Source organism: Sulfitobacter sp. SH24 (assembly GCF_965641895.1).
Classification (GTDB): Bacteria; Pseudomonadota; Alphaproteobacteria; order Rhodobacterales; family Rhodobacteraceae; genus Sulfitobacter; species Sulfitobacter dubius.
The window spans coordinates 2853399-2878069 of sequence record NZ_OZ282575.1 but is presented as its reverse complement, the minus strand read 5'-3'; the positions used below and the strand labels follow the sequence as shown (position 1 = coordinate 2878069).

Here is a 24671-nt window from a genome sequence, read left to right as displayed (position 1 = left end):
AGTTCTATGGAGGTTGGAGAGAGAGGCGCCGGTTTAGTTCAGGCGCACGCGGTAACTGTTGAAGGCAGAGCCGCCTGCTTCGAGCGGTTCCGACAGGGTCCAGCGCACAGCGGCGACGGCTTCTTCGGGGAGCGGCTCTTCGATCATGTTGCCTTCGGCATCGACGACCTTGCGGGTGGCAGGAACGGTCGACCATTCCAGCCCTTCCTGCTCTGGGTCCATCTCGGCCTGGACTTCAAACACAGCGGCGACAGAGGTCACTTCGGACCCGAGTGCGAGAGAAACGCCATCTGGAACCGGTGCGGCAATGACGAGACCTTCCATCGCGCCGTCGGTCATGTTCTCGTGACGCAGCTCATAGGAGATCACTTCGCCCGGGCGAATGGTTTCGCGCTCAACGAGAACCTCTTCACCTTCGGCGTTGGTTTCTACCACGCGGAAGGAAAATTCGCTCGACAGTGCCTCCGCGGCAGCGGCGAAGCCAGCGATGGACAAGGCCGTACTGGCAATGAGTGTTTTGGATAACTGGGAGATCTGGATACGCATCTAATAGTTCCCTTGTTGACCGGTGAAGCGCCGGCAGTTGCAATGAACGGACACGCCCATTGCGTTGTCCTGTTCTGATCTTCGGGGAAACGGATACCGAGTTCATCTGAGCGAACGGTTAATGCGCTGAGCCTGCGGTCAGGCGTTTATTCGAAAGGATAGGAGGGCCTATCAAGTCGCGCTGCGGGCTATCAATTGGCGCGGTGATGAGGCGCAAAAATGGTTAATTTCGAAGGGAAAAATGGTGCCCGCGAACCTTTGATTCGCTGGCCAAGGCCATAAAGCTAACGCAAAAACGCCCGCGCAAGGCGGGCGAGCAAGGTTTACAAAGGCGGTGTAGACTGAGGCGGGTTACGCCACGCTTTCGCTAGAGACGCAGAGGGGGGCAAGCGTGAAAACGCAGTTTCAGACGAAGCCAGCGTCACGTGCAATAATCGCAGCATCCGTGCGATTCTTTGCATCCAATTTGCGGCAAAGTGTTTTGACATGCAGTTTTATCGTTACTTCCTGCAGATCGAGGTCGCGCGCGATCTCTTTGTTGGACTGGGCAGTCATCAATCCGCGCAGCACTTGGCGCTCGCGTTCTGACAGGGCTTTCTCAAAATCGGTCTCTTCAGGGTTATCTTTGCCCGACATGAACGAGACCGGGGCATAGGTTTCACCCGCGGCCATAAAGCGAACCGCATTGACCAGTGACTTCGCGGGTAGTGTTTTTGGCAGGAAGCCAATAGCCCCCATTTCCAGCGCTTGTTCTGCAATTAGTCTGGTCGCCGTGCCAGAGATCAGCCCGACGGGGCGGCCTTCATTGATATCAAGTACGGTCTGCAGACCTTGCAGGCCTTTCATGCCGGGCATTGTATAATCAAGCAGCACCAAATCGTAGGGTGGTTGGGTTTTGATCTTGTCCAGTGCTCCTGCCAGATCGCTTGCCGCTTCAGTGACGGTTGCACCATCTGCATCAAGAAACATAGCGATGGTCTCTCGGACCATGTCGTGATCATCGGCAATTAAAATACGCAAAGACATAATAGATCTCCTGAAGCCTAACGTGGCCGGGGTACTCTTATTGGTAGAGGGTGCCTGTTTGAAAAGAAAGATAAAAGCCTGGAGTGAAGAGGTCGCAAAGGCACGCGTACCTATCCTTTGGTATAGGGGGGATGCACTCTTGCGCCTTCGCCCCTTCCTTTCGCGCAGGTTATGGTCAGGTCATAACGCTAGATAAGGGAACTGGACATGATCGCTCGAACTCTCAGCAAGACCATCACCGCTGCCGCACTCACAATCGGCCTTGCCTCTGCGGTGGTCGCCCAAGACGAAGAAGCAGTGCTTAATGTGACGCTGGCCGAAGAAACTCACAGCTTTACGCTATCGGACCTTAAGTCGATGCCGGTCTCCCGCTTTGAGACGACAACCATCTGGACCGATGGCGCGCAGGCGTTTGAAGGCGTCTCTCTTAAGCACCTGTTTGAGACCCTAAACGTCGATGAGGGAACGATTACCGCAACGGCGATCAATGACTACGCCGTGGAAATCCCGATGTCCGACGCCGGCGAGGATGGCCCGATCATCGCCTACCACACTAACGGTGAAGAGATGTCGCGCCGGGATAAAGGGCCGCTCTGGGTTGTGTACCCCTATGACAGCGACATCGCCTACCAGACTGAACTGGTCTACAGCCGGTCGATCTGGCAGCTTGACCGAATTAGTGTCGAGTAATTGAAAATGGTTCAGAGGGCCCAGATGAACGACGCAGGAAGAGTTGGGCCAACAGGGGCCAGAAGCCGGCAGGTTCTGATGCTCATCCTTGTTGTAGGGATGAGTATCGCCGCCTATCTGGCCTATAACATCTGGGATCGGATTCAGGCGCTTGATAGTGCGCAGCAGGATCACGCCGAATGGGTTTTTACCCAAATTGAGATTGAGTTTCTCAAGACAGACCGTGCGTTGGCCGAGGCACAATCCGCCACGCCGGAAGCACTGGATGAGCTTCGCAAACGGTTCGACATCTTCTACAGCCGCGTTCTTTTGGCCGAGCGGGTACGCAACAATGCCGAGGCCAAGCCGCAGATCCGCGAGTTGCGGGTTCTACTCGATAGTTTCTTGCCGACGATTGATGGCACGGATGCCGAACTGGCCGCCGCGCTGGGCGATATTGATGGGATGCTGCGCGCAGTAGAGGATATCCCGCGCGAAATTGCTTTGGCTTCCATCGCGATCGCAAGTGAAATGTCCCAAAACGAACGCCATGAAATTGTGCGCCTGATCGAAGTGATGGCGGCGATTGTATTGATTGTCACCTTGGCATTGGTTGGCGCTGTTTATCGCCTGTCGCGGCAGGCCAGCCGATTGAACAGCACGTCGCAGATGGTCGAAGAAAACCACCTGCGCCTCGCCACGACACTCCAAGCCTCATTGGACGCTATCGTGGTGATCAACGCGCAGGGAGAGATCGAAGATTTTAACGGGTCAGCTGAAGAGATATTTGGGATCACCCATGAGGCGGCAAAGGGCAGTGACTATATCAGTCTGCTGATTCCCCCTGCTGACCGTATGGCGCACCGCGAACGCCTTATGAAATTCCGCCAAACTGGTGAGACGGAGGTGGCTGACAAAGGCCGACGCGAATTCGAGATGATCGACCAACACGGTCGCATTTTCCCTGTAGAGATGTCCGTCTCGCAATCGCCGTCGGCGCAGGGGTCGCTTTTCATCGCCTATATTCGTGACATTACCGAAAAGCGTCTGCGCGAAGCCGAAATCATCGCCGCACGTGATGAGGCCTTGGACGCCTATCAAGAAAAATCACGTTTCTTCGCCATGATGAGCCATGAGATGCGCACCCCGCTCAATGGTGTGATCTCTGCTTTGCAATTGTTGCTGGATGATAGGCTTGATGATGAGCAGAAACGCTATCTTGATGCGGCAATGACCTCGGGGGAAATTCTGCTGGGGCATATTAATGACGTGCTAGCGATTGAGCGCAGCGAGGCGGGGACATATGAACAGGTGCGGCAGGCCTGCGATATGACCGCGCTGATGGCGGGGATCATCAACACGATGGAGCCTCTGGCCGAAGCTGGCGGCACCCGGCTGCATCTTGATCTGACAAAGCTGGACGATAAATCTATCGTCACCGATCCTCGGGCGATCCAGCAGGTGCTGGTCAATCTACTAAGCAACGCGATCAAGTTCAGCCCCGGCGGCGATGTGACGCTAAGAGGGTGGTTCGCAAAGGCAGACGCGGGGGAGGAATTTCTCCTGCAGGTCGAAGATGACGGTTCTGGAATCCCGGCCGATGATATTGATCGTATCTTCGAAGATTTCGTTTCGCTCGACAGCCGGTATGAGCGCCGAACCGGGGGCACCGGGCTGGGGCTTGGAATCGTGCGCCGGTTGGTGAAACGGTTGGGCGGCGAGATCACCTGCGAGTCCACGGTGGGGGAGGGGACAAGCTTCACCCTGCGCCTGCCGGTGGAACTCGCTGTGATGGTAGAGACCTGCTGTGATGAGACGATTGATGTGCATAACAAACGTGTTGAGCAGGCCCCAGCACAACGGCTGAACCTTTTGTTGGTGGATGATAATGAGATCAACCGCGAGCTTATCAAAGCGATGCTCGAGCGGATCGGCCATGATGTCACCCTGGCGACCGGGGGGCGCGAAGCGATTGATATCGCGGAAGGCGCAACTTTCGACGCGATTTTGATGGATATCTCTATGCCAGAGGTGAATGGCATTCAGGCGACAAAGGCAATTCTATCCGGCAGTGGCCCGAACCACGCGACGCCGATTATTGCCGTAACGGCCCATGCCATGCCCAAAGAGCGCGAGGAGTTTAGTGCAGTCGGCATGTCGGGTTTCTTGCAAAAGCCCTTGGATATGAAAGTGTTGCGCGCTGAATTGCGAGAGGTTCAGGTGCGCACGGCTATGCTTGAAAAGGCGTTGCGAAAACAGGCGCAAAGTGTGCCATCACCAATTCAGGGGAAATCCGCGAAACGCCCGTTGTTGAACGACCAACAGATGGTAGATTTGATCGACCTGCTGGGCGAAGAGAAACTGCGCGAACGGGTTCAAAAGCTGTCCGATCAGGTCGCGGATGATCTGCCAGCCCTGATGGCGGCCGACGCCTTGCCTGATCTACAGGCGCGTGCCCACGCCATGGCCGGGATGTGCGGGATGCTCGGAGCGGATCGGCTCCATGGGTTGCTCAAAGAGATCGAGACCGCATGCAAGACCGACAAACCCGAAGAGGCACGCGGCCTATGCAATGCTTTGCCGGATACGTGGAACGCCACAGAGGCGGCGATGCAGGCGCAGGTTGGTCCCTGAGAACGGGAACCAATCCAAGCACATTGTAACCTATCCTTAAGGCTAGCCCGATTATACCCCCGCTGAAATGCAACAGCGCGCGGCACGGACTATGTTGAGATGTACCCGCCAATCGACGGGTCTGCATGAAGGCATCGTTGACCAGTTCAATGACCGCTCCCCTAAGCTGACAGTCGGCTTTTTCGACCGATCTGTCTGAAAAATGCTTCGGCGCGCGGGCCTTCTCAGGAGCTGCTACCCGTTCCCCCACCCCAGGGAGCGGCTCCTTGATTGTCTTGCAGCGATGCGCCCCTCCGGCTTTCTCCATCCCTCCCCTCGGGGGAAGGCCGGGGGCGCATTCGACGAGGTTTGTCAGGACTTTCACCTATCCTCAAGTATATCGCGCTATCCACTGGGCTGTTGAGTCTGATCGAATGCACCTTCGTCTTGAGGACGGAAATTCACGATAAAGGTAGGGAAAATTAAGCTCGTTACATCGTTTGGGTGCCTGTTTCTGCGGATTCAATGGCCGGGACCGAAAGGTATATTGTGAAACATCTTCATTGTCGGAAAATGCTGTGCGGCGTTTCCTTAGCCGTTTGCGCCACAGTCGCCATGACAGCCGCGGAAGCCGGGGATTTCTCTATCGATTGGTCGACATTCGACTGGCCCGCAGGATTTGCCGGGCCGTTGGTGCGAACCCTAGATGATCAATACGGCTTTGAGATTGATGCGACCGTAGAGATGACAGGGTCGCTGCGCTCCTATAGTACTGATGCGCAGGGCAACCCGATTTTTAGCCCGGATGACGTAGACATTTTCGGCGGCGGCGTGGAATCTTTGGTTGTCATCGGCGATGCCGCGCCGAACGCGGGGCGGCGCGGGGATGACAGGATCACTGCCAGCGTAACGGCAAGCTCTGGCGGAGTGGCGTTTCAGGTTGACAACTTATTGGTCGACATTCTCGACATGGATGCCTCTGATGCGCACAGCACGGCCGACCGGTGCGACTTCGTCACCGCCTTTGGTGACAACGGCAATCCGAGTATTAGCACGCTAGGCCCCGCGCCCACCGTGGTTGTTGGCCCTGGTCTAGGCTCTGGCGATACGGGGCTGCTGAATGCAAATGAGGCGCAGTGTTTGTTCATTGACGGGAGCGCCGTTCTTTCTCCTACATCCAATAACGATTCGAACGGGTCGATCCGGCTGACCTATCCCGATGCAACCTCGCGGATCGAAATTTGGTACGATGAAAGCATCGGTGAGGTGCGCAGCTACTACAATCCTGTGACGCTGCCCTACAATGCGGGCGCGCGCGGGATTGGCATTTTTGCGGAGGTGAATTTCACCACGGATCAGACCATCGGCCTTACGCGTTTCACCAGCCCGCTGTCTGCGCTGCAAGGCAATACGATTACCTTTATCTATGAGGTGACGAACACGGGCGAGCTGCCCTTTAACCCGAACCAAGATGTGGTGATCCAAGACAGTCTTGTGGGAACGGTCACTTGCCCTGCGATCACCGCGCCCGTGGCACCCGGTGGCACGGTAACCTGTACGGCGGAATATACTGTTACGGCGGCTGATGCGTTGTCGGGTGCGGTCGATAGCACGGCCACGGCAGGGATTGGCGCAATTGGTACGCCTTTCGTATCCCGCCTTCAATCCAACCCAGAGAATGCCAGCATCGTCGCCAATGTTCTGTCGACCGATACGGGGCCGCAAACCTGTACGCCGCAATCCGTCTTTGGGCAGCCGCGCACCCAATTGGCAGGGGCGGGGAGCGCCTTCGCGCTGACCACCTCAGACATCTTCGTTTATGACAATGTCACCACAGACATTAACGGTAACGATTTGGATGTCGTGTTTCAGGCGACACAAATTAGTAACGCCATAAACATCAATATCGACGGGTCGCTCGAAGCGCGGATGACGCCGATCGACAATGGCTTTGTCACCTACCGGCTACGTCTTGTCCAAGACGGCAGTGCGACCCCGTCCAATCCTCAAGGGACGCCGGTCGAGCAAAGCCGCATCAACGGTGTGATCATTCAGCAGACGGACGTGGACAGCCGCGGCACAACGGATGACAGTTCTGACGTTGTTGGCCCTTTGCTTGCGCCCGATGGAATTTCATATTTTCACACCGCACCTCTGGCCTCATTCCCGGCCAATGGGCAGGCCATCACGATGGACCCCGCCAAGACCGGCGATCCGACCAATTGGATTGATGAGCCGAATGAGAGCAGTTTCGACAACTATGTGACCTATGAATACGGCACCTTTACGGAAGGAGAATTCATTCACGGCTATACCGGAACTTCGCAAAATGATGCGGCGCGCGGTTCTTCGATCCGGCTCTGCGCGGTGACGAATACCTCGGCCAGCGTGGTGGCGGGCGACGATGACTATACGGCGACCCCCCTTAACAGCTTGCTGGGCGGCACCGCCGGAGAGGTCATGTCCAACGACACGATCAACGGCTTGCCAGCCGCATTCCCAACCGCAACGCTGGATGTCCTGACCGAGGCCGTGCCTCAAAACACCGGCGACCCGGTGCCCGTACTTGAGACACAAGGCGCAGATGCGGGTCGGGTGATCGTTCCGCCCGGCGTGCCTTCTGGCACCTATGAGATCGAGTATGAGCTTTGCGATAACCTAGACCTCACGCAATGTGACCGGGCGCGGGTAATCATCGCTGTCTTTGATGGCTTGGGCGTCGATTTTGGCGATGCGCCGATTTCATATCTGACGGCGTCCCATGGGGTAAGCGATACGCCCCTCATCTACCTTGGAAGCGTTCCGCCAGATATTGAACTGGTGGCACAATCTGACGCTTCGGCCACGGCGGATGACTTGCTGGATACTGATGACGAAGATGCGGTGGTTTTCCCTGTAATGACCCAAGGTGTGATCAGCACGCTCAACGTTCCGGTCACCGGTGCGGGCTACCTTCAGGCGTGGATCGACTTTAACGGGGATGGGGTTTTCGAAGGCTCCTTTGGCGAAAACATCGCAAGTGATCTGCGCGACGATGGCACCGGGTTCGATGACGTAGCGGGCGATGGCGTGATCCAGATCGACGTGAGCGTGCCCAGCGACGCTACCACTTCCACCACTTTCGCACGCTTCCGTTATTCTTCCGAGGCCGGGTTGCCTGTCGCCAGTTTTGCCGTCGACGGCGAGGTCGAGGATTACTCGCTTGTGATCGCGGCTGCCGATCTGGTGGACCGGGGTGATGCCCCTGCAAGCTATGGCGAACCGCGTCACATCATTGCGCCGGACATCTATCTTGGCGGTGGGTTGCCCGATTCCGAGACTGAAACCATGTATAGCGCTAACGCGGATGGGGACGATCTTGATGGGATTGACGATGAGGATTCCATCGCCGTCTTCCCGGTGCTTGAGGCAGGCACGATCGTGCCGCTGACCATTCAAACTCATGAGACGTTAAGTGTGCAGCTTGCCCTTGGCATACCTGTGACCGAAGGCATCACAAACCTTCAGGTGTGGATCGACTTCAACCAGAACAATGTCTTTGACCCGACCGAACAGGTTGCCGTCAACTTCCGCGATGGTGGTCTTGGCGATACTGATGGCAGCTTCAATAACCAGATCACCCTGAATATCCCGGTGCCTGCGGACGTCGGCAATGGCACCAGCTTTGCGCGCGTCCGTTGGTCGACTTCAAGCGCGCTAACCCAAGACCCGTTCAGCGGTTTGAACTTCGATGGGGAGGTCGAGGATTACCTTGTGACCCTCGTCAACCTGCTTCCGCAAGGCGCGATAGAAGGCACACTTTACGAAGACGCCGACAGTTCTGGCAGCCGCGATGGGGCGGAAACCACACTGCCTGCTGGCATTGGCGTGACGCTTTTCGATGATGCGGGCACCCCGGTTGATCCTGCGGATGACACGGTTGTCGGGACCACCGAAACCGATGCAGCGGGGGCCTATCTGTTCAGCAATCTTGACCCGGCGCGTGGCTATTTGGTGGAAGTGGATGAGACCGACCCCGAGATTCCTGCGGGGCTGCTCCTGACCACTGGCAACCCGATCGCAAGTCTTGCGGTTGATATCGGAAGCGGCAGCGCCGTCAGCTATGACTTTGGGTTTGAAAATGCGCCGACAGAGGCCGATCTGGCGCTCGCTCAGACCATCCTGCACGCCGGGGACGGTACGCCCGCGACCGAGGCAGCGGCGGGGGATGCGTTGGATATTGTGCTGACCCTATCGAACAGTGGTCCCGGCAGCCCGTCAGATGTTCGCGTGCTTGATCTGATCCCTGATGGCTTTGCCTATGTCTCTGATGATGCGGCGGCACAGGGCGATAGTTATGACCCCGCGACCGGGGTGTGGTTGCTCGGCGATGTTCTTGCGGGCAGCAGCCATAGTCTGACGATCCGCGTGACAATGCAGAGCGATGGGACATATGAAAATCAGGCAGAGATCATTGGCAGCTCGCTGATCGACCTAGACAGTGATCCCGACACCGGCGCGCTGGTGGATGATCTGGGCGACGGGTTGGCGGACGATGATGAGGCCCGCGCCAGCGTGACCCTTAGCACAACCGGACCCGTCCTTTCAGGTACAGTCTTTTTTGACATCGGTGCCAGCGGCGCGGCCTATGACGGGACGCAGCAGAGCGGTGAACAGGGCACAGATCGCGCCGAAGTGCAGATATTTGATGCGGGAGGCGTGTTGCTTGCTACGCCCGCCATGGCGGCGGATGGCATGTGGCGCGCGACATTGCCTGATGGGTATAGCGGTGCGGTCACCGTCACAGCGTTGCCCGGCGGCGGCCTGTTGAACGTGTCAGAGGGCGACGCCGCACTGCCGGGGCTGGTCAACAGTGACCCGCATGATGGCAGCATCACCTTCACACCTGCCGCGGGCACGTCCTATGCTACGCTCGATTTCGGCATGGTCGAAGCGGCCCGGTTGAACCAGTCGCAAGAGCGAACCATCCGAGCCGGGCAGGTCTTGGTGTTGCGGCATGAGTATATCGCCGCCGCACCGGGCAGCGTATCGTTCAATATCGCGGGCGAAGCCTCTACCCCCGACGGGGCATTCTCAACCGCGCTTTACGAAGACACAGATTGCGACGGTACAGCCGATCAAGCGATCACCGGACCGCTGCCAACCGATGCGGGCACGCTGATTTGCGTGCTGGCAAGGGTCACTGCCTCAGGTGCCGCGACGCAGGGATCGACCTATCGTTTCGACCTTTTGGCCGATACCAGCTATGGTGCCAGCGGGTTGAGCCAGCGAAACGACAACACTGATCGGCTGGTGGTAGAGGCGGCCCAAGGCACGCTGCAACTGACCAAAACCGTCCGTAATGTGACCCAAGGCAGCCCCGAAGGGGTCAGCAACGGTGCCTCTGCCGGGGATGTGCTGGAATACCGCATCTATGTCGAAACCGTCGGCACCGTGCCCGCGCGTGATATCGTCGTCTACGACAGAACGCCGCCCTATACTGCGCTGTCATCTGCGGTGCCCAGCCCGATTACATTGGCCGATGGTGTGGAGTGCACGCTGGATGAACCACTGGCAAATGCGCCGGGCTATGATGGTGCATTGCGCTGGTCCTGCACGGGGGTGCTGCAACCGGGCGCGCAGGGATTTGTTGCCTTCGAAGTCAGCATTCAATAGCCAAAACACGGGCCGCTTTTGCGGGCGGCCCTGCACCCTCCAGATCCCTAATCCGACGATGTGCCCTGTTGCATCCCCGCGCGCTGCGGCTTAACACGCAATAGTTTACTAAAAGAATCGGATTAAAGGGGGCCAAAGTGCTCAGAACTTTGTCAATCATTTGTGTGGCTTTTGGCGCGACTGCGGCCATGGCGCAGGACTTTCCCGTCACCGTTGAACACGCCTTTGGCGAAACGGTTGTCGCAGAGCGCCCCGAGCGTGTGGCTTCGGTTGGTTGGGCCAACCACGAAGTGCCCTTGGCCCTCGGCATTGTCCCGGTCGGATTCGCGCGCGCCTCCTGGGGCGATGACGATGGCGATGGGTTGCTGCCATGGGTGACCGAAGCGCTCGACGAATTGGGCGCTGAGGTGCCAACGCTTTTCGACGAGGGCGACGGTATTGACTTCGAAGCCGTGGCCAGCACCCAGCCTGATGTGATCCTCGCCGCATATTCCGGTCTGTCCCAATCCGACTATGAAACGCTAAGCCGTATCGCACCGGTTATCGCCTATCCCGAAGCGGCGTGGACAACCACATGGCGCGAGATGATCCGCCAGAATGCTGCGGGCCTTGGCATGGCCGAGGAGGGCGACGCGATGGTCGCCGAAATCGAAACACGCATCGAAACCGCCCGCGCAGAGCATCCTGAACTGGCAGGCAAAACCGGCATGTTCGTAACTCACCTTGATCCGCGTGACCTCAGCACCATCGGTTTTTATGCTGCCGCCGACCAGCGCGTGCAATTCCTGACCGATATTGGCATGGCCACACCCCAAGCGGTGCGTGACGCCAGTGAGGCAGGAAAATATTCAGGCCGCGTCAGTGCAGAACGGATCGACCTATTTGAAGACGTGGACGTGGTGGTCACCTATGGCAATCAGGCACGGTTGGATGAGCTGACGAAGAACCCGTTGATCGCGCGGTTTCCGGCGGTTGCCCGTGGGTCGGTCGTACTGCTAGCGAATGATCCAATGGGCACCGCTGCCAACCCGACGCCGCTGTCGATTGACTATGTGCTCGACGATTACCTCGCGCGTCTGAGCGCCGCAGCCACGCGCAGCGAATAATGCAGGTGCAGCGCCCCCAACGGTTGGCAGGCTTTGCGCTTTTGCTCGGCCTTTTGGCTCTGATGACGGGCCTGTCGCTGACCGTGGGCGCGCGTTCTGTCCCATGGGCTGAGATCTGGGCGGGGATAACCGGCCAGATCGAAACCATCGGGGCTGCGGCGGTTGCAGTGCGGATGCCGCGCACGGCGTTGGCCATATTGGCGGGTGCCGCGCTTGGCCTTGCGGGGGCGGTGATGCAGGGCATCAGCCGCAATCCGCTGGCCGATCCGGGCATCTTAGGTGTCAACGCGGGGGCGGCGCTGTTTGTCGTTGTGGGCATCGCTTGGTTCGACATCAGCGGCGCGCATAGTTATCTGTGGCTCGGGATCGCCGGGGCGGGGGTGACGGCGGTCTTCGTCTATCTGATCGGCTCAGCCGGGCAGGGCGGGGCGACGCCGCTGAAACTCACCCTTGCGGGCACGGCGACCTCGGTCGCGGTATCGGCCTTTATCATCGCGGTAGTGCTACCGCGCAACGATATCGCGGGTTCTGTGCAATCTTGGCAGGTCGGCGGTGTTGGCGGTGCAAGTTTCGAGACACTTTTGCCTGCCGTGCCCTTTGCCTTGGTCGGCTTGCTACTAAGCCTTGCGTCGGCCCGCGTTCTGAATGCGCTGGCTCTGGGCGAAGAGCTTGCCACTGGCCTTGGTCAAAGCGTCGCCTTGGGGCGCCTTATGGCTGCGGCGGGGGCGGTGATCCTATGTGGCACGGCGACGGCGCTTTGCGGGCCGATTGGCTTTGTCGGGCTGGTGGTGCCGCATCTGTGCCGGATGATTGCCGGGGTGGATTACAAGCTGGTGCTGCCGCTGTCGGCGCTGGCAGGCGCCTCGATGTTGGGGCTGTCGGATGTGCTTGGCCGTATCGTCGCGCGGCCGAATGAATTGGACGTTGGTATTGTTACCGCCTTTGTCGGCGCGCCCTTCTTTATCTGGACGGTGCGCAATCACAGGATGCGCGGGTTATGAGTGATATGAGCCTTGCCGCCCCTCTGGTGCCCCGCAAAGCAGGCACGCGTCGCCTTCAGGTATTGGTGTTTCTGGCAGCGCTGGTGTTGGGCCTTGTCTTGCTGACACTCAGCTGCGGGCGCGGCTGTCTGGCACCGGGCGATGTTGTGGCCGCGCTGACCGGTACGCCGGGGGCCAATGCATCTTTCGTGGTGTCCGAGCTGCGATTGCCCCGTGCGGTGATGGGGTTGCTGGCGGGGTTCAGTTTTGGCTTGGGCGGGGTGGCGTTTCAGATCATGCTGCGCAACCCGCTGGCCAGCCCTGACATCATTGGCATCAGCGCCAGCGCGGGCGCGGCGGCGGTCTTTGCCATTGTTATTCTGGCCTTCGATGGCTGGCTTGTGTCGCTTGTCGCGGTGCTAGCGGGATTGGGCGTGGCCGCCATGATTTGGGCTCTGTCGTCGCGCCGGGGTGCTGCTGGTGCGCGGTTGATTCTGATCGGGATCGGCGTCTCGGCCATGCTCGACAGTGTGACGGCCTATGTCCTGCTAGAGGCCCCTGCGTGGGACCGTGCCGAGGCGATGCGCTGGCTGACCGGCAGCCTGAATGGCGTGCAACTGGTGCAGGCGTTGCCCGTGGCCGGGGCGCTGCTGGTGTTTGGCGGGCTTTTGGCCTGCACCGCCCGTGATCTGGAGGTGCTGCGTCTTGGCGATGACACCGCCGAAGCGCTTGGTGTCCGGTCGGATGTCACGCGGCTAAGGGTTACGCTTGCGGCTGTGGGGCTTGTGGCCATCGCCACGTCGGCCACCGGGCCAATCGCATTCGTTGCCTTTCTGTCTGGCCCCATCGCAGCACGGCTTTTGCCGGGCTCGCGCGGCTTGCTTTTGGGGGCCGGACTGGTGGGCGCTGTGCTCGTCATCGCTGGGGATTACGCAGGGCAGTTCCTATTGCCCGCGCGCCTGCCTGTGGGTGTCATCACTGGCGCGATCGGCGCGCCGTTCCTTTTATATCTCATCGTTCGCGCCAATAGAAATGGGGGCACATTATGACCCACGATCACCGTCTCGAAACGCGCAATCTGGGCGCAGGTTATGAAAAGCGTATCATTCTGGAGGATGTCTCCCTTACCGTTCCAGCGGGTAAGATCACGGCGATCGTGGGGGGCAATGCGTCGGGCAAATCGACGCTATTGCGGACGCTGGCGCGTATTTTACAGCCGAAATCCGGTGCGGTGCTGCTTGATGGGCAGTCGGTTCACCGCATGAAATCGCGTAAGTTGGCCCAAGTCATGGGGTTGCTGCCGCAATCGCCCATCGCGCCTGAGGGCATTGCCGTGGCTGATCTGGTCGGGCGCGGGCGGCATCCGCATCAGGGGCTGTTTTCGCGCTGGTCGGCAGAGGATGACAGCGCCGTGGCCCGCGCGCTGTCCGCGACCGGGACCGAAGAGCTGGCTGAGCGAGACCTTGATACGCTTTCAGGCGGGCAACGTCAGCGTGTCTGGATCGCCATGGCGCTGGCACAAGAGACCGATCTGCTGCTGTTGGATGAGCCGACCACCTTCTTGGACGTGGCGCATCAGATCGAAGTTCTGGACCTTTTGGTCGACCTTAACACCGCGCAGGGCACAACAATCATCATGGTGTTGCACGATCTCAACCTTGCTGCTCGCTATGCCGATCACCTGATCGCCGTGGGCGATGGCGGCATCCGTGCCGAGGGGCCGCCCGCTGACGTTCTAACAGAGGAGATGGTGAAAACTGTCTTCGGCCTTTCGTGCCGTATCGTCAGCGACCCCGTCTCGCAGACCCCCTGCATGGTGCCGATTGGGCGCCATAAAACTGTGCATTCCCACAAAGATGCCGCAGCCTGAGAATAACTTACTAAATTAGTCAGATTGACTCTGGCGCTCTCCGTATCATAGGCGTAAGGGAATCCCGACTGATTAACTAGGTTATTACGGAGACCGCCATGTCCTCTTCAAAATTCACTCATCTTCAACTGGGGCGCGGCTCTATCAAAACGGCGCTTTTGTGTTGCACGGCACTGGTGCCCGGCGCGCTATCCGCGCAAGAGACGTACCAATTGGATGATGTGATCCTTGAGGCAAGCGCTCAAAACTCGGGCGCGGCGGATGCGGAAACGGTTGTCGCCAACGAACTCAGCAGCGGCGGCAAGCTTTCGGGTGAGATCATCAACATCCCGGCCAGTGTCTCAGTCATCACCAGCCGCGAGATCGAAGCCCGCGGCGCGGACAGCGTGGAGCAGGTGTTGAACTACACCGCCGGTGCCACCACGGACAGCTATGGCGCGGATGACCGGTTTGACTATTTCATCCTGCGCGGGTTCGAGGCCTATACCTACCGTGACGGCCTGACGCTGGGTGCAAACTTTGGTGCCGTCCGGGAAGAGCCTTTTGCCTTTGAACGTGTTGAAGTCATCAAGGGCGCGTCTTCCTCGACCTTTGGTCTGTCGGACCCCGGCGGCTCGGTCAACTATGTTACCAAAAGACCGCGCGCCGAACGTTTCGGCACCGTCTACACATCGGTGGATTCTTACGGCAGCTTGGAAACCGGCGTAGATTTCGGCGACACATTGGATGAAGAGGGCACGCTTAGTTATCGCTTCACCGGTCTTCTGCGCAACGGTGAACTGGAATATCCCTATTCCGAGAATGATGAGTTGTTCGCGATGGGTGGCCTGACATGGCGGCCCTCCGATGCGTCAGAACTGACCGTGATCGTCGACCATCTTGACCGCGATTCAGTACCGGGCAGCGGTGGCTTCCCAGCGGGCGGCGATTTCGACCGCGGCGACGTGTTCTATGGCGAGCCTGACTACAACTATCGCGGCACCGACCGGACGACCGTCTCTGTGCTGGGCACGCATGACTTTGGCAATGGGCTGAGTTTTGGCGGCACCCTGCGCTATAGCGATAGTGAAGACGACTTTGGCTATGCCTACGTCAGCGATGGCACCCCGGATGATGACACCGTGGATCGCGCGTTCTTTGCCAGCGATGGCACCAGCGAGAACATGATCTCTGACTTGCATTTGACTTACGAAGGGTTCTTTGGCGGGGCGGCCAGCACCACCACTGCGGGGGTCGAATTCTCTTGGTCCGATGACACAGACAAACGCTATTACGGTGCGGCACCTTCGGTTGATCTAGACAATCCAACCTACACTGGTCGCCCAACTGACGTTCCGATGTTTGCCGACCTCGACACCGAAACAGAAGGCAAGGCGCTTTATGTCCAGCAAGAGCTGAACTGGAACGAGCGTTTCATCGCTTCTTTCGGCCTGCGCCATGACTGGATCGATGTAACCGAGACGAATAACCTTGCGGGTACGGTCCAGACAAACGACATCAGCGAAACGACAGGCCGGGCGGGCCTGACCTATAAGATCAAACCGAATATCGCGGTCTTTGGGAACTACGCGCAGTCGGTCGTGCCTGCAGGCTTTGGCGTTGAACCGGAAGAAGGCGAGCAGTTCGAACTGGGCACCAAATGGCAACCGGCGGGCACCAATGCACTGTTGACAGCCTCGGTCTATGACCTGTCGAAAAGCAACATCACCCGCACCAACCCGGCGACCAACCTGCCGGAAACCATTGGTGAGATCGGCGTGCGCGGTATTGATCTGGAAGCCAAGGCCGAGGTCGGTGCCTATACCCTCACCGCCGCCTACAGCTATCTGGATGCCGAGATCAAAGAAAACGGGACATCCGGCAACGTCGGTAATCGCCCCGGTCTGGTGCCTGAGAATGTCGCCTCGATCTGGGCCAGCCGGACGTGGGAAAACCTCGGCCGCGGTGATCTGACTGTCGGTCTGGGCGCGCGGTTCAACAGTGGCTATTACTACAGCGACAGCAACACCGCAGGCGACACTGGCAGCTTTGTCGTTGTGGATGCCGCAGTGACCTATGACCTGTCCGAGCAGACATCGCTTTCGGCCAATGTCACCAACCTGTTTGACGAAAAGCACACCTCCTACGGCGGTTTCTACGCTGATTTCTACAGCCCCGGCCGTGAAGTCACCGTGAAGCTGGCCCACAGCTGGTGAGCCTCAAGCGCGGCACCACCCTCGTGTGCCGCGCTTTTCTTTGACCGGGAGGAGCCACAGATGACCATCGCCAAAGCCAAGACCACAATCCCCCTCGACGCCCCTCAGGAGATGCTCTCGCAGATCCTGTCGCATCTCGTCGATGATCACGGCATGGTTTTCCGCGCCAAAGGGGCGACCGGCCATGTGTTTGAACAAGACGGCTATCGCGTGGAATTTGACCTTCGCCCGGGCAAGTTGGAAGTGAACCTCCAAGCGCCCGGTGAAAACGCCATGCAATTCTCGAAAGAGGGCATGGTGCATCATGTTGCAGAATTTGATCCGCTGCTGGCCGAGCGTATCCGCTGGCAAGGTATAACGCAGGAGGCGGGTGTCGCGCCGCAGAACTTCCGGTTGCTGACCGTCCTCAACAGCGAAGTTCTTTTTGAGGGGATGCAGCGTGTCACCCTGCATTACCCTGACATTGCAACACTTGCGGCGCAGGGGCTGCATCTGCGGCTGATCCTACCGCGCCATCCCAGCCGCACGCCGGTTTGGCCCGTGATGGGTGCAAATGGCGCGCCGGTCTGGCCCAAAGGCGCGGATGAGCTGCACGCGCGCTATGTCACGTTGAAGAACATCCGCCCAGAGACCGAAGAGGTCGACATCGACGTGGTGCGCCATGGCTCTGGTCTGATTTCGCAATGGGCGCAGAACGCGATTGCGGGCCAAAAGATTGGTGCCATGGGCCCGGTGGGGATCAGCGCCTTGCCGTCAGCGTCTTCGTATTTTTTAGCCGCAGATGGCACGGGCCTGCCCGCCGTTGCGCAGCTTTTGGCGCGTTTGCCAGAGGGTGCCGTGGGCGATGTGGTGGCCGCCCTGCCGCGCGGTGTGTCCTATCGAGACTACCTGCCAAAGACCAAGTTGCGCGTTCACGCCCTGCCACCGGCAGAATTCGAAACTGCTGTTCTTGGTCACGCGCAGGCGCTGACTGATGACGGTTTGGGCTATGCCTTTTTTGCCGGAGAGTTTCAGAACGCCCAGCAGTTGCGCGGCCATTTCAAAAGCGCGCTCGGCATGGATAAGACCCGGCAGATTTGCACAGCTTACTGGCGTCGGGACTGAGCGCGGCTTAGCTCCACGGTCCTGCGTCGCCGCGTCTTCCGCTCTTAGGAATGCGGCTGCTGCTGGTAGGTTGGGGGCTTGGCTCCCGCACCGGGGGTGCGGTGGGCGTCATCGCCCGCAGGGCAGCGATGCGGTTCTCGGTCGCGGGGTGGGTGGCGAAGAGGCTGTCATGCTTATGCGCGTGCAATGGGTTAATGATGAACATATGCGCCGTGGCCGGGTTCCGCTCTGCGGCGTGATTGTCGATCCGCGCGGCGCCCATCGCGATCTTCTCAAGCGCGGAGGCCAGCCAAAGCGGGTGACCGCAGATCTCTGCCCCGGCCTTGTCCGCTGCATACTCCCGCGTCCGGCTGATCGCCATCTGCACCAATGCTGCGGCCATGGGGGCGAGGAACATCATCATCAGCGTGCCGATCATGCCCATCCGCTCCCGCGCCCCGCCGAAAAACATCGCAAAGTTCGCCAGCATCGAAATCGCACCGGCGAAAGTCGCGGTCACGGTCATGATCGCGGTGTCGTGGTTTCGAATATGCGCCAGCTCATGCGCGATAACACCCGCTAGTTCTTCGCGGCTGAGACTTTGCATTAGCCCTTTGGTGACCGCGACGGCTGCATTGGCCGGATTGCGCCCGGTGGCGAATGCGTTGGGCTGGGGCGTGTCGATCAGATAGACCTTGGGCTCGGGCAGGCCCGCATTCCGGGCAAGCTCAGCCGTCATGGCATATAGCCCTGCGCGGTCCCCCGGCGAGACGGGCTGCGCATTGTGCATCTTGAGCACCATGCGGTCGGAATTCCACCACGTGAAGGCGTTCATCCCTGCCGCCACCACGAGCGCGATCAGCGCGCCACCTGACCCGCCAATCAAATAGCCAACCCCCATGAAAAGCGCGGTCATCGCCGCCATCAGCATCGCTGTCTTTACATAGCCCATTTTGGTCTCTCGCGGTTGTCCGTTGTAAAGGAAATATGGGTCGATTTTCGCAGGGTGCAAGGCAGGCGGCGGCAGAGCGGCTAGTCGTCGAGATCACCGTCATCGGGTGTCGTGTGCAGGTAGATATGGCCGATCTTGCGGATCAGTGGAATGTTCACAAAGGCAACGATGGCTGCAGCAATCCCAAGACGGCTGAGGACGCTCAGCGGCATGGGGTCGTCTCCTTTGGCATAAATCAGCACCACGAAGGTCACCACCAGAAACCAGATGGCAAGGCTTGTCAGCAGGCGGCGCATGGGGTGTTTTGGTAGGTCAGTCATGGCCGCCTCAGATTGCACGCTCCTCCGCACTATTCCGAGGGCGTGGGTAATCTGCAAGGGCGATCTATAAGGCGGCCCCGGATGAAAACCCGTGGGCCGCCTGCGTGTTACTGGCTCGCCATCCCCGCCAGCATCGCGGACATGGCGACGAGATGGACCAGCGTAATCGCCCGATCGTTCCAAAGCACCCCGACGATCAACCAACCCAGAACCCCCACCACAAAGAGGTAGAGGTTCCATGGCGTCCAGCCAAAGCCGGTGGCGGCATAGCCAAGGATCTGGATCACCGAAGCCACCCATTTGACCCAGAACGCTAGGCGCGCCGGGGCTGCGCGCGCGATCGCCTCAGACGCCACGGGTCAGCCCGCCGTCGATGCGCCAGTTCTGCCCGGTGACATAGGCGCCGCCTTCGGAGGCGAGCCAGCCGATCAGCGAAGACACTTCAGCCTCGGTGCCATAGCGCCCCATGGGAATGCGCGCCCGGCGGTCTTCGGTCTCGGGCAGACTGTCGATAAACCCCGGCAGGACGTTGTTCATACGAATGTTCTGGCCCGCGTATTGATCTGCGTAGAGCTTGGTGAAACCCGCGAGACCGGCGCGGAAGACGCCGGAGGTGGGGAAGAGCGGATCCGGCTCAAAGGTGGCAAATGTTGAGATATTGATAATCGCGCCGCCGCCCTGCGCCGCCATGATCGGCGTCACCAGACGCGTGGGACGGATCACGTTCATCAAGTAGACATCCAGACCGCCGTGCCAATCTTCGTCGGTCATCTCAAGAATGTCGCCCTTCGGCCCGTGTCCGGCAGAGTTCACCAGCACATCGACGCGGCCCCAGCGGTCCATCGCGCCGTCCACCAATTGGGCCAGCGCCTCTTGCGACTGGTTCGAGCCGGTGATGCCAAAGCCGCCCAATTCTGTGCCGAGCGCCTCTCCCTTGCCGGAGGAGGAAAGCACGCCGACCTTGAAGCCATCAGCGGCCAGTTTGCGGGCCGCACCCGCGCCCATGCCGCTGCCGCCTGCTGTCACAAGTGCTACTTTTTCTGCTGTCATCGGATATGCTCCTTATGCTGTGCAGCGATTGCGCTGCGGGGATATGTCTTGTTAATTAGGCGTTGAAGGCAGTCGCAACCAGCCAGATGCATTGTCGTATGACTGTAGGAATTCTATTGTGCCCAGTGACGTACCACTGCCGCCCCTGAACGGGCTACGTGCATTTGCCGCGGCGGGGCGGCATATGAACTTCCGCGCGGCTGCGGATGAGTTAGGCGTTACCCAAGGGGCGGTCGCCCAGCAGGTGCGCGGGCTGGAGGATCATCTTGGGCTGCGCCTGTTCCTGCGCGAGCCGCGCGGCCTTGCCTTTACCGAAGAGGGGCGCGCCTATCATGCCTCTGTGTCGCGCGCTTTCGAGCAGTTGGTCGAGGCAACGGACGCCCTACGCAGTGCGCCCGCGCGGGTGACAATCAGCGTGACCCCGACCTTCGCGTCGAAATGGTTGATCCCCCGCCTGTCAGACTTCACCGAAGCCCATCCGGGCATCGATCTGCGCATCACAGCGACAGAGAGGGTGGCGAGCTTTCATGCAGATGGGATCGACCTCGCCGTTCGGCAGGCGCGTCCGCCTTTCGGTGCAAGCCTGCGGGCTGATCTGCTGTTCGCGCAGGAGGTTGTGGCGGTCTGCTCGCCCAGTTTGATTGTTGAGGACGCGCCGTTGAATGCGGCAGGTTTGGCGCGTTTGACCCTGCTGCACGACACGCATGACCTTTGGCCGCGCTATGCGGAAGAAGCATTTGGCAACGCCGCAAAACCGGCGCGGCGGTTGCGGTTCAATCAGACGACACTGAGCCTTGATGCGGCCTTAGCAGGGCAGGGGGTAGCCTTGGCAAGCCGCTTTTTGGTCCAGCGCGATCTTGAGGCGGGGCGATTGGTGCGTCCGGTGTCTCATGTGATGGCGGGCGGCTTGGACTTCTACCTGCTCTCCCCGCGCCAAGGGGTTTCAAGCGCCGGGATTATCGTGCGCGATTGGCTTTGCGCGGTGGCGAAGTGCGAGGCAGGTTAATCCTGCTCGCGGGCTTTGAGGCGCAGGAAGCTATCCTCCCCAGCCAAAACATAGCGCAGGAGCAAAAGCTCAACCTTGGCCGCGTCGCGTTCGACAAAGGCGCGCAGCATGTCGCGTTGAAGATCGACGAGGGTTTCATGCGCGGTGGCGTCGCGCAGGGTTGCCATGCGAACGGCTTGGATTTGCGCCATGTAGCGCAGGATCGTGTCGCGCAGCTCGATATTGGGCACGGCCATGATCCATGTGCGGCGGATGTCTTCCGAGGCGGCGTAGAGGCTCTCAATTTCGCCAGTCTCTAGGGTGCGTTCGGACTGCTCGACCGCGCGGGTGAGGGTGGCGATGTCGTCTTCGGTCAGTTGATTGGTCGCCAGCGCGGCGGCGCGGGGTTCCAGCAGACGGCGCAGTTCGAAAATCTCGCATATCTGGCGCATCGATAGGTTGGGCAGGGTAAAGCCCCGTGTCGTGCTGTCGAGATAGCCCTCATGTGACAGGCGCATCAGGGCATCGCGCACCGGCATCCGCGAGACGTTGAACTCTTCGGCGACGGCGGTATCGACAAAGCGGTCGCCGTGGTTGATCTCCCCCCGCTGAATCCGCCCAAGGAAGATGTCATAGATCTGATCTTTCATGTGGCGCTTGGTGGTGCGGGGCATTCGGACCTCTGAAAAAGTATTCGATTGTGACCCGAGCATGCGCAAGGAATACGCATATGGCTAGGTATAAGTTTGCATACTTGTAAAATTCAATTGAATTCGTATACGAAAGCTGGCAGCCATACTGTGAAACTTGCCGCGTTGCGCGGGGATGTTCACAGGGAGAAAAACATGAATCTGAAGAAAAATCTGATCGTTGGCCTCACCGTTGCGGCCTTCACGGCACTGTCTGGCGTCTCTGCCATGGCGCAGGATGTGCTGAAAATTGGCTCCTACCCGGCAAACCCGCCGTGGGAGTTCAAGAACGAAGCTGGCGAATTTGAAGGCTTTGAGGTCGACATCATCAACGAAGTCGCCGCCCGCCTTGGCAAGACGACCGAGATCACCGGTCTCGATTTTCGCGCGCTGTTTGTCGCCACAGCATCGGGCCGTGTGGATGCGGTCATTTCCTCGCTGACCATCACCGATGAGCGGCTTGAGGCCCAGTCATTCACGCAGCCCTATTTCTCAGGCGCGCTTGGTGTGGGCACAAAGACCGACGCAAGTATCGCTGATTTGGACGGGCTGGAAGGCAAGCGCATCGGCTCCATCGCCACGTCGTTCCCGGAGAACTGGTTGAAGGAGCGTGAGACCGAGCTCGGGTATAAATCCTATTCCAGCTATGACACCACGGCCAATATGCTGACCGATCTGCGCAGTGGCCGGATTGATGCCGCCGTGAACGATATCGTCAGCCTGCGCTATGCCTTTGCCCAGCCGACGATGCAGGGGCTTCAGGTCTCTGTCGAGATCCCGACGGGCGATAAATTCGCGATCATGATGCCCAAAGGCTCCGAACATCTGGAGGCGGTCAATGACGCGATCTCTTCGATGAAAGAGGATGGCACCATGGCGGCGCTCTATGAAAAATGGCTGGGCGTGGCACCTGCTGAGGGCAGCCTTGCCGTCACCCCATTGCCTGTGCCGACTTCTGCTGACTAACGAAGTTGAAGCCGCGGGCGGGGCATCACTCGCTTGCGGCTTTTTGACTAGCCTCCTGCGATCAAACTGACGGAATGCGCTATGGAAATCCTCGACATCTTCTTCAATCTCGACGTGATGCGCCGCGCTTTCCCCATTCTGATGCGCGGGTTGGTCAACACGATCCTGCTGGGTTTCGCGGCGATCTTCTTTGGCGGCATCCTTGGCGTGTTGGTCTGTCTGGTGCGGCTTTACGCGGCCAAGCCGTTCCGGCTGCTGGCGGTTCTGTATACGGATATCTTTCGCGCCATTCCGGTTCTGGTGGTGCTGATCCTCGTCTATTACGCGCTGCCGTTTGCCGGAATTGTCTTTTCCTCCTTCGTCGCGGCGACCATTGCGCTGGCGCTGGTGCTGGCGGCCTATACGGCCGAGGTCGTGCGCGCCGGGATCGAAGCCGTGCCGCGTGGCCAGTTCGAGGCCTGCGATGCGCTTGGCCTGTCCTTCTTTACCACCATGCGCAAGGTGATCCTGCCGCAGGCGTTTCGTATGATGATCCCGCCGCTGGCCTCCTATGCCGTTGCGATCATGAAAGACACCTCGCTGGCCTCGGTCGTGGCTATGGATGATCTGCTGAAACAGGCCACCGACGCGCAGGCGCTTTTCGCTAACCCCACACCGCTGCTGCTGGCCGCGCTGATCTATATCGCAATCCTTTGGCCCTTGGTCCGTTTCACCGGCTGGCTAGAGCAACATTACAAGCGCGGCTATCGCTGAACCCTTCCGAAAAATTTCACACCATCCTACCGTCCCGCGCGCCTGCGCGGCCCACATCCTACGGAGATTACAATGTCCACAGAAACAGGAACGGGCGACGCCTATCTCCTTTATCACTCCATCGGCCAATACCCCGGCAAACATGCGGATATGCTGGCCGGGCTCACCGATTTCACCGATGCATGGGCTGCGCCGAACGGCGATCAATGGGCGGATGTCCTGCCCAAACGCCAGCAGTTCATTGACCTTTGGGCAGAACTGATCGGCGCGCCCAAGGGCACCGTGACCACGACAGAGAGCGTCACAACCGGGCTGATGGCCGTCATCGGTGCGCTGCCCGAAGGCACCCTGCGCGGCAAGAAAGTCTTGGTGGCCGAGGATGGCTTTCCCTCTTTGCATTTCCTGCTCACCGGCCTGTCGAAACGCTTTGGTTTCACGTTGAACACTGTGCCGATCCGCCAAGGTGGGCATTGGGTCGAGGCCGAAGATATCATTGCCGATTGGGACGAAGACGTGGCGCTGGCGCTGCTGACATGGGTCAGCTCAACCACCTCGCACCGGTTGGATATCCCTCAACTGGTGGCGCATGGGCGCAAGATGGGCTCGCTCATTGGGGTTGATATGACCCAAGCAGTCGGCCTGCTGCCCTATGACGTGACCGCGCCCAAAGTGGATTTCGCGCTGTCGACCAGCCTTAAATGGATGTGTGGCACGCCGGGGGCGGGGATCGTCTATATGGATGCTGATCTGATCCCGCAATGCGCGCCAGAGATGCGCGGATGGTTTTCGCAGGGCAATCCGTTTTCGTGGGATTTGGACGCTTTCGAATTTGCGCCCGACATTCGGCGGCTCGACAGTGGCACGCCGTCGACGGTGCCAGCGGTGGCCAGCCTGCCAGCGATGAAATGGCGCATGGGGCAGAATACAGAGACACTGTCGGCGCATAATCGCAAATTGACGGGCCAGTTACAGAAGGGGCTGGAAGAGATGGGGCTGAACCTTGCAAGCCCCACCGATCCCGACCAGCGCGGCGGTAGTCTGATGGTGGTTTTGCCAGATCACATTGACGCCCCTGATGTGGTAGCGCAATTGGCCGCCTTGGACATTTACGTCGACAACCGCAGCCAGATCTTGCGCATGTCACCGGGGGTGTTGACCACTGCCGCAGGGATCGAACGGACACTGCAAGCGCTGCGCGCCTTCATGGCTTGAC

General features: G+C 59.4%; 20 protein-coding genes. 13 read left to right on the top strand and 7 right to left on the bottom strand.

All coding sequences use genetic code 11. The features are described from left to right. Positions 1-33 precede the first annotated feature (33 nt). Positions 34-546 carry a hypothetical protein gene (locus tag ACSQ16_RS16750; protein WP_093927103.1) on the bottom strand — a complete coding sequence of 171 codons (513 nt, stop codon included), beginning with the start codon at positions 544-546 and terminating at the stop codon, positions 34-36. 405 nt (positions 547-951) lie between these two features. Then, positions 952-1572, bottom strand: a complete 621-nt coding sequence (locus tag ACSQ16_RS16745; protein WP_093927102.1) for a response regulator transcription factor — start codon at positions 1570-1572, stop codon at positions 952-954. Between the two features lie 207 nt (positions 1573-1779). On the opposite strand from ACSQ16_RS16745, the gene ACSQ16_RS16740 reads away from it, so the two are divergent. From ACSQ16_RS16740 to ACSQ16_RS16700, 9 genes are all read left to right on the top strand, one after another. Beyond that, positions 1780-2262 (top strand): molybdopterin-dependent oxidoreductase, encoded by a 483-nt coding sequence (locus ACSQ16_RS16740; protein ID WP_243262246.1) that lies wholly within the window; start codon positions 1780-1782, stop codon positions 2260-2262. A 78-nt stretch (positions 2263-2340) separates the two neighbouring features. Continuing rightward, positions 2341-4875 carry a hybrid sensor histidine kinase/response regulator gene (locus tag ACSQ16_RS16735; RefSeq protein ID WP_243262247.1) on the top strand — a complete coding sequence of 845 codons (2535 nt, stop codon included), beginning with the start codon at positions 2341-2343 and terminating at the stop codon, positions 4873-4875. A 594-nt stretch (positions 4876-5469) separates the two neighbouring features. Continuing rightward, on the top strand, positions 5470-10509 hold the full coding sequence (locus ACSQ16_RS16730) for a GEVED domain-containing protein (RefSeq protein WP_243262248.1): 5040 nt from the start codon (positions 5470-5472) through the stop codon (positions 10507-10509). A 188-nt stretch (positions 10510-10697) separates the two neighbouring features. After that, complete coding sequence (locus ACSQ16_RS16725; RefSeq protein WP_243263117.1) at positions 10698-11615, top strand: iron-siderophore ABC transporter substrate-binding protein; 918 nt, start codon at positions 10698-10700, stop codon at positions 11613-11615. Beyond that, a complete protein-coding gene (locus ACSQ16_RS16720; protein ID WP_093927098.1) occupies positions 11615-12616 on the top strand; it encodes a FecCD family ABC transporter permease in 1002 nt (333 codons plus the stop codon). Before ACSQ16_RS16725 ends, ACSQ16_RS16720 begins: the two co-directional genes overlap by 1 nt. Beyond that, positions 12613-13644, top strand: a complete 1032-nt coding sequence (locus ACSQ16_RS16715; RefSeq protein WP_394805056.1) for a FecCD family ABC transporter permease — start codon at positions 12613-12615, stop codon at positions 13642-13644. The genes ACSQ16_RS16720 and ACSQ16_RS16715 overlap by 4 nt, the downstream gene beginning before the upstream one ends. Further along, positions 13641-14465 carry an ABC transporter ATP-binding protein gene (locus tag ACSQ16_RS16710; RefSeq protein WP_093927097.1) on the top strand — a complete coding sequence of 275 codons (825 nt, stop codon included), beginning with the start codon at positions 13641-13643 and terminating at the stop codon, positions 14463-14465. Before ACSQ16_RS16715 ends, ACSQ16_RS16710 begins: the two co-directional genes overlap by 4 nt. 98 nt (positions 14466-14563) lie before the next feature. Continuing rightward, on the top strand, positions 14564-16660 hold the full coding sequence (locus ACSQ16_RS16705; protein ID WP_243262250.1) for a TonB-dependent siderophore receptor: 2097 nt from the start codon (positions 14564-14566) through the stop codon (positions 16658-16660). Positions 16661-16720: 60 nt separating this feature from the next. Continuing rightward, a complete protein-coding gene (locus ACSQ16_RS16700; protein WP_243262252.1) occupies positions 16721-17764 on the top strand; it encodes a siderophore-interacting protein in 1044 nt (347 codons plus the stop codon). A gap of 7 nt (positions 17765-17771) precedes the next feature. Here ACSQ16_RS16700 and htpX read toward each other — a convergent pair whose 3' ends face one another. From htpX to ACSQ16_RS16680, 4 genes are all read right to left on the bottom strand, one after another. Further along, positions 17772-18695 carry a zinc metalloprotease HtpX gene (htpX, locus tag ACSQ16_RS16695; protein WP_243262253.1) on the bottom strand — a complete coding sequence of 308 codons (924 nt, stop codon included), beginning with the start codon at positions 18693-18695 and terminating at the stop codon, positions 17772-17774. An 80-nt stretch (positions 18696-18775) separates the two neighbouring features. After that, positions 18776-19015: a hypothetical protein gene (locus tag ACSQ16_RS16690; RefSeq protein ID WP_243262255.1), complete on the bottom strand. Its 240-nt coding sequence runs from the start codon at positions 19013-19015 to the stop codon at positions 18776-18778. A 107-nt stretch (positions 19016-19122) separates the two neighbouring features. Then, a complete protein-coding gene (locus tag ACSQ16_RS16685; RefSeq protein ID WP_243262256.1) occupies positions 19123-19371 on the bottom strand; it encodes a DUF6552 family protein in 249 nt (82 codons plus the stop codon). Further along, positions 19361-20065 (bottom strand): SDR family oxidoreductase, encoded by a 705-nt coding sequence (locus tag ACSQ16_RS16680; protein ID WP_243262258.1) that lies wholly within the window; start codon positions 20063-20065, stop codon positions 19361-19363. Before ACSQ16_RS16680 ends, ACSQ16_RS16685 begins: the two co-directional genes overlap by 11 nt. Before the next feature lie 184 nt (positions 20066-20249). Here ACSQ16_RS16680 and ACSQ16_RS16675 point away from each other — a divergent pair, with 184 nt between their 5' ends. After that, positions 20250-21071 carry a LysR substrate-binding domain-containing protein gene (locus ACSQ16_RS16675; protein WP_435988802.1) on the top strand — a complete coding sequence of 274 codons (822 nt, stop codon included), beginning with the start codon at positions 20250-20252 and terminating at the stop codon, positions 21069-21071. On the opposite strand, the gene ACSQ16_RS16670 is transcribed toward ACSQ16_RS16675, so the two are convergent. Beyond that, positions 21068-21724: a GntR family transcriptional regulator gene (locus tag ACSQ16_RS16670; protein ID WP_243262260.1), complete on the bottom strand. Its 657-nt coding sequence runs from the start codon at positions 21722-21724 to the stop codon at positions 21068-21070. The two genes, ACSQ16_RS16675 and ACSQ16_RS16670, sit on opposite strands and share 4 nt — an antisense overlap. A gap of 171 nt (positions 21725-21895) precedes the next feature. Between ACSQ16_RS16670 and ACSQ16_RS16665 the strand changes: the two genes are divergently transcribed. The 3 genes from ACSQ16_RS16665 to ACSQ16_RS16655 all read left to right on the top strand — a co-directional run bounded on the left by ACSQ16_RS16665 (position 21896) and on the right by ACSQ16_RS16655 (position 24670). Then, the gene (locus ACSQ16_RS16665) at positions 21896-22705 is read left to right on the top strand and encodes an ABC transporter substrate-binding protein (protein ID WP_243262261.1); all 810 of its coding nucleotides are present in this window, start codon (positions 21896-21898) and stop codon (positions 22703-22705) included. An 81-nt stretch (positions 22706-22786) separates the two neighbouring features. Next, complete coding sequence (locus ACSQ16_RS16660; protein ID WP_243262262.1) at positions 22787-23458, top strand: amino acid ABC transporter permease; 672 nt, start codon at positions 22787-22789, stop codon at positions 23456-23458. Positions 23459-23530: 72 nt separating this feature from the next. Continuing rightward, positions 23531-24670: an aminotransferase class V-fold PLP-dependent enzyme gene (locus ACSQ16_RS16655; RefSeq protein ID WP_243262263.1), complete on the top strand. Its 1140-nt coding sequence runs from the start codon at positions 23531-23533 to the stop codon at positions 24668-24670. Position 24671 lies beyond the last annotated feature (1 nt).

Bases quoted from the DNA above. Each gene is read 5' to 3' on its own strand.
- ACSQ16_RS16750 (WP_093927103.1), bottom strand. From the start codon at position 546: ATGCGTATCCAGATCTCCCAGTTATCCAAAACACTCATTGCCAGTACG.
- ACSQ16_RS16745 (WP_093927102.1), bottom strand. From the start codon at position 1,572: ATGTCTTTGCGTATTTTAATTGCCGATGATCACGACATGGTCCGAGAG.
- ACSQ16_RS16740 (WP_243262246.1), top strand. From the start codon at position 1,780: ATGATCGCTCGAACTCTCAGCAAGACCATCACCGCTGCCGCACTCACA.
- ACSQ16_RS16735 (WP_243262247.1), top strand. From the start codon at position 2,341: ATGCTCATCCTTGTTGTAGGGATGAGTATCGCCGCCTATCTGGCCTAT.
- ACSQ16_RS16730 (WP_243262248.1), top strand. From the start codon at position 5,470: ATGACAGCCGCGGAAGCCGGGGATTTCTCTATCGATTGGTCGACATTC.
- ACSQ16_RS16725 (WP_243263117.1), top strand. From the start codon at position 10,698: ATGGCGCAGGACTTTCCCGTCACCGTTGAACACGCCTTTGGCGAAACG.
- ACSQ16_RS16720 (WP_093927098.1), top strand. From the start codon at position 11,615: ATGCAGGTGCAGCGCCCCCAACGGTTGGCAGGCTTTGCGCTTTTGCTC.
- ACSQ16_RS16715 (WP_394805056.1), top strand. From the start codon at position 12,613: ATGAGTGATATGAGCCTTGCCGCCCCTCTGGTGCCCCGCAAAGCAGGC.
- ACSQ16_RS16710 (WP_093927097.1), top strand. From the start codon at position 13,641: ATGACCCACGATCACCGTCTCGAAACGCGCAATCTGGGCGCAGGTTAT.
- ACSQ16_RS16705 (WP_243262250.1), top strand. From the start codon at position 14,564: ATGTCCTCTTCAAAATTCACTCATCTTCAACTGGGGCGCGGCTCTATC.
- ACSQ16_RS16700 (WP_243262252.1), top strand. From the start codon at position 16,721: ATGACCATCGCCAAAGCCAAGACCACAATCCCCCTCGACGCCCCTCAG.
- htpX (WP_243262253.1), bottom strand. From the start codon at position 18,695: ATGGGCTATGTAAAGACAGCGATGCTGATGGCGGCGATGACCGCGCTT.
- ACSQ16_RS16690 (WP_243262255.1), bottom strand. From the start codon at position 19,015: ATGACTGACCTACCAAAACACCCCATGCGCCGCCTGCTGACAAGCCTT.
- ACSQ16_RS16680 (WP_243262258.1), bottom strand. From the start codon at position 20,065: ATGACAGCAGAAAAAGTAGCACTTGTGACAGCAGGCGGCAGCGGCATG.
- ACSQ16_RS16675 (WP_435988802.1), top strand. From the start codon at position 20,250: ATGAACTTCCGCGCGGCTGCGGATGAGTTAGGCGTTACCCAAGGGGCG.
- ACSQ16_RS16670 (WP_243262260.1), bottom strand. From the start codon at position 21,724: ATGCCCCGCACCACCAAGCGCCACATGAAAGATCAGATCTATGACATC.
- ACSQ16_RS16665 (WP_243262261.1), top strand. From the start codon at position 21,896: ATGAATCTGAAGAAAAATCTGATCGTTGGCCTCACCGTTGCGGCCTTC.
- ACSQ16_RS16660 (WP_243262262.1), top strand. From the start codon at position 22,787: ATGGAAATCCTCGACATCTTCTTCAATCTCGACGTGATGCGCCGCGCT.
- ACSQ16_RS16655 (WP_243262263.1), top strand. From the start codon at position 23,531: ATGTCCACAGAAACAGGAACGGGCGACGCCTATCTCCTTTATCACTCC.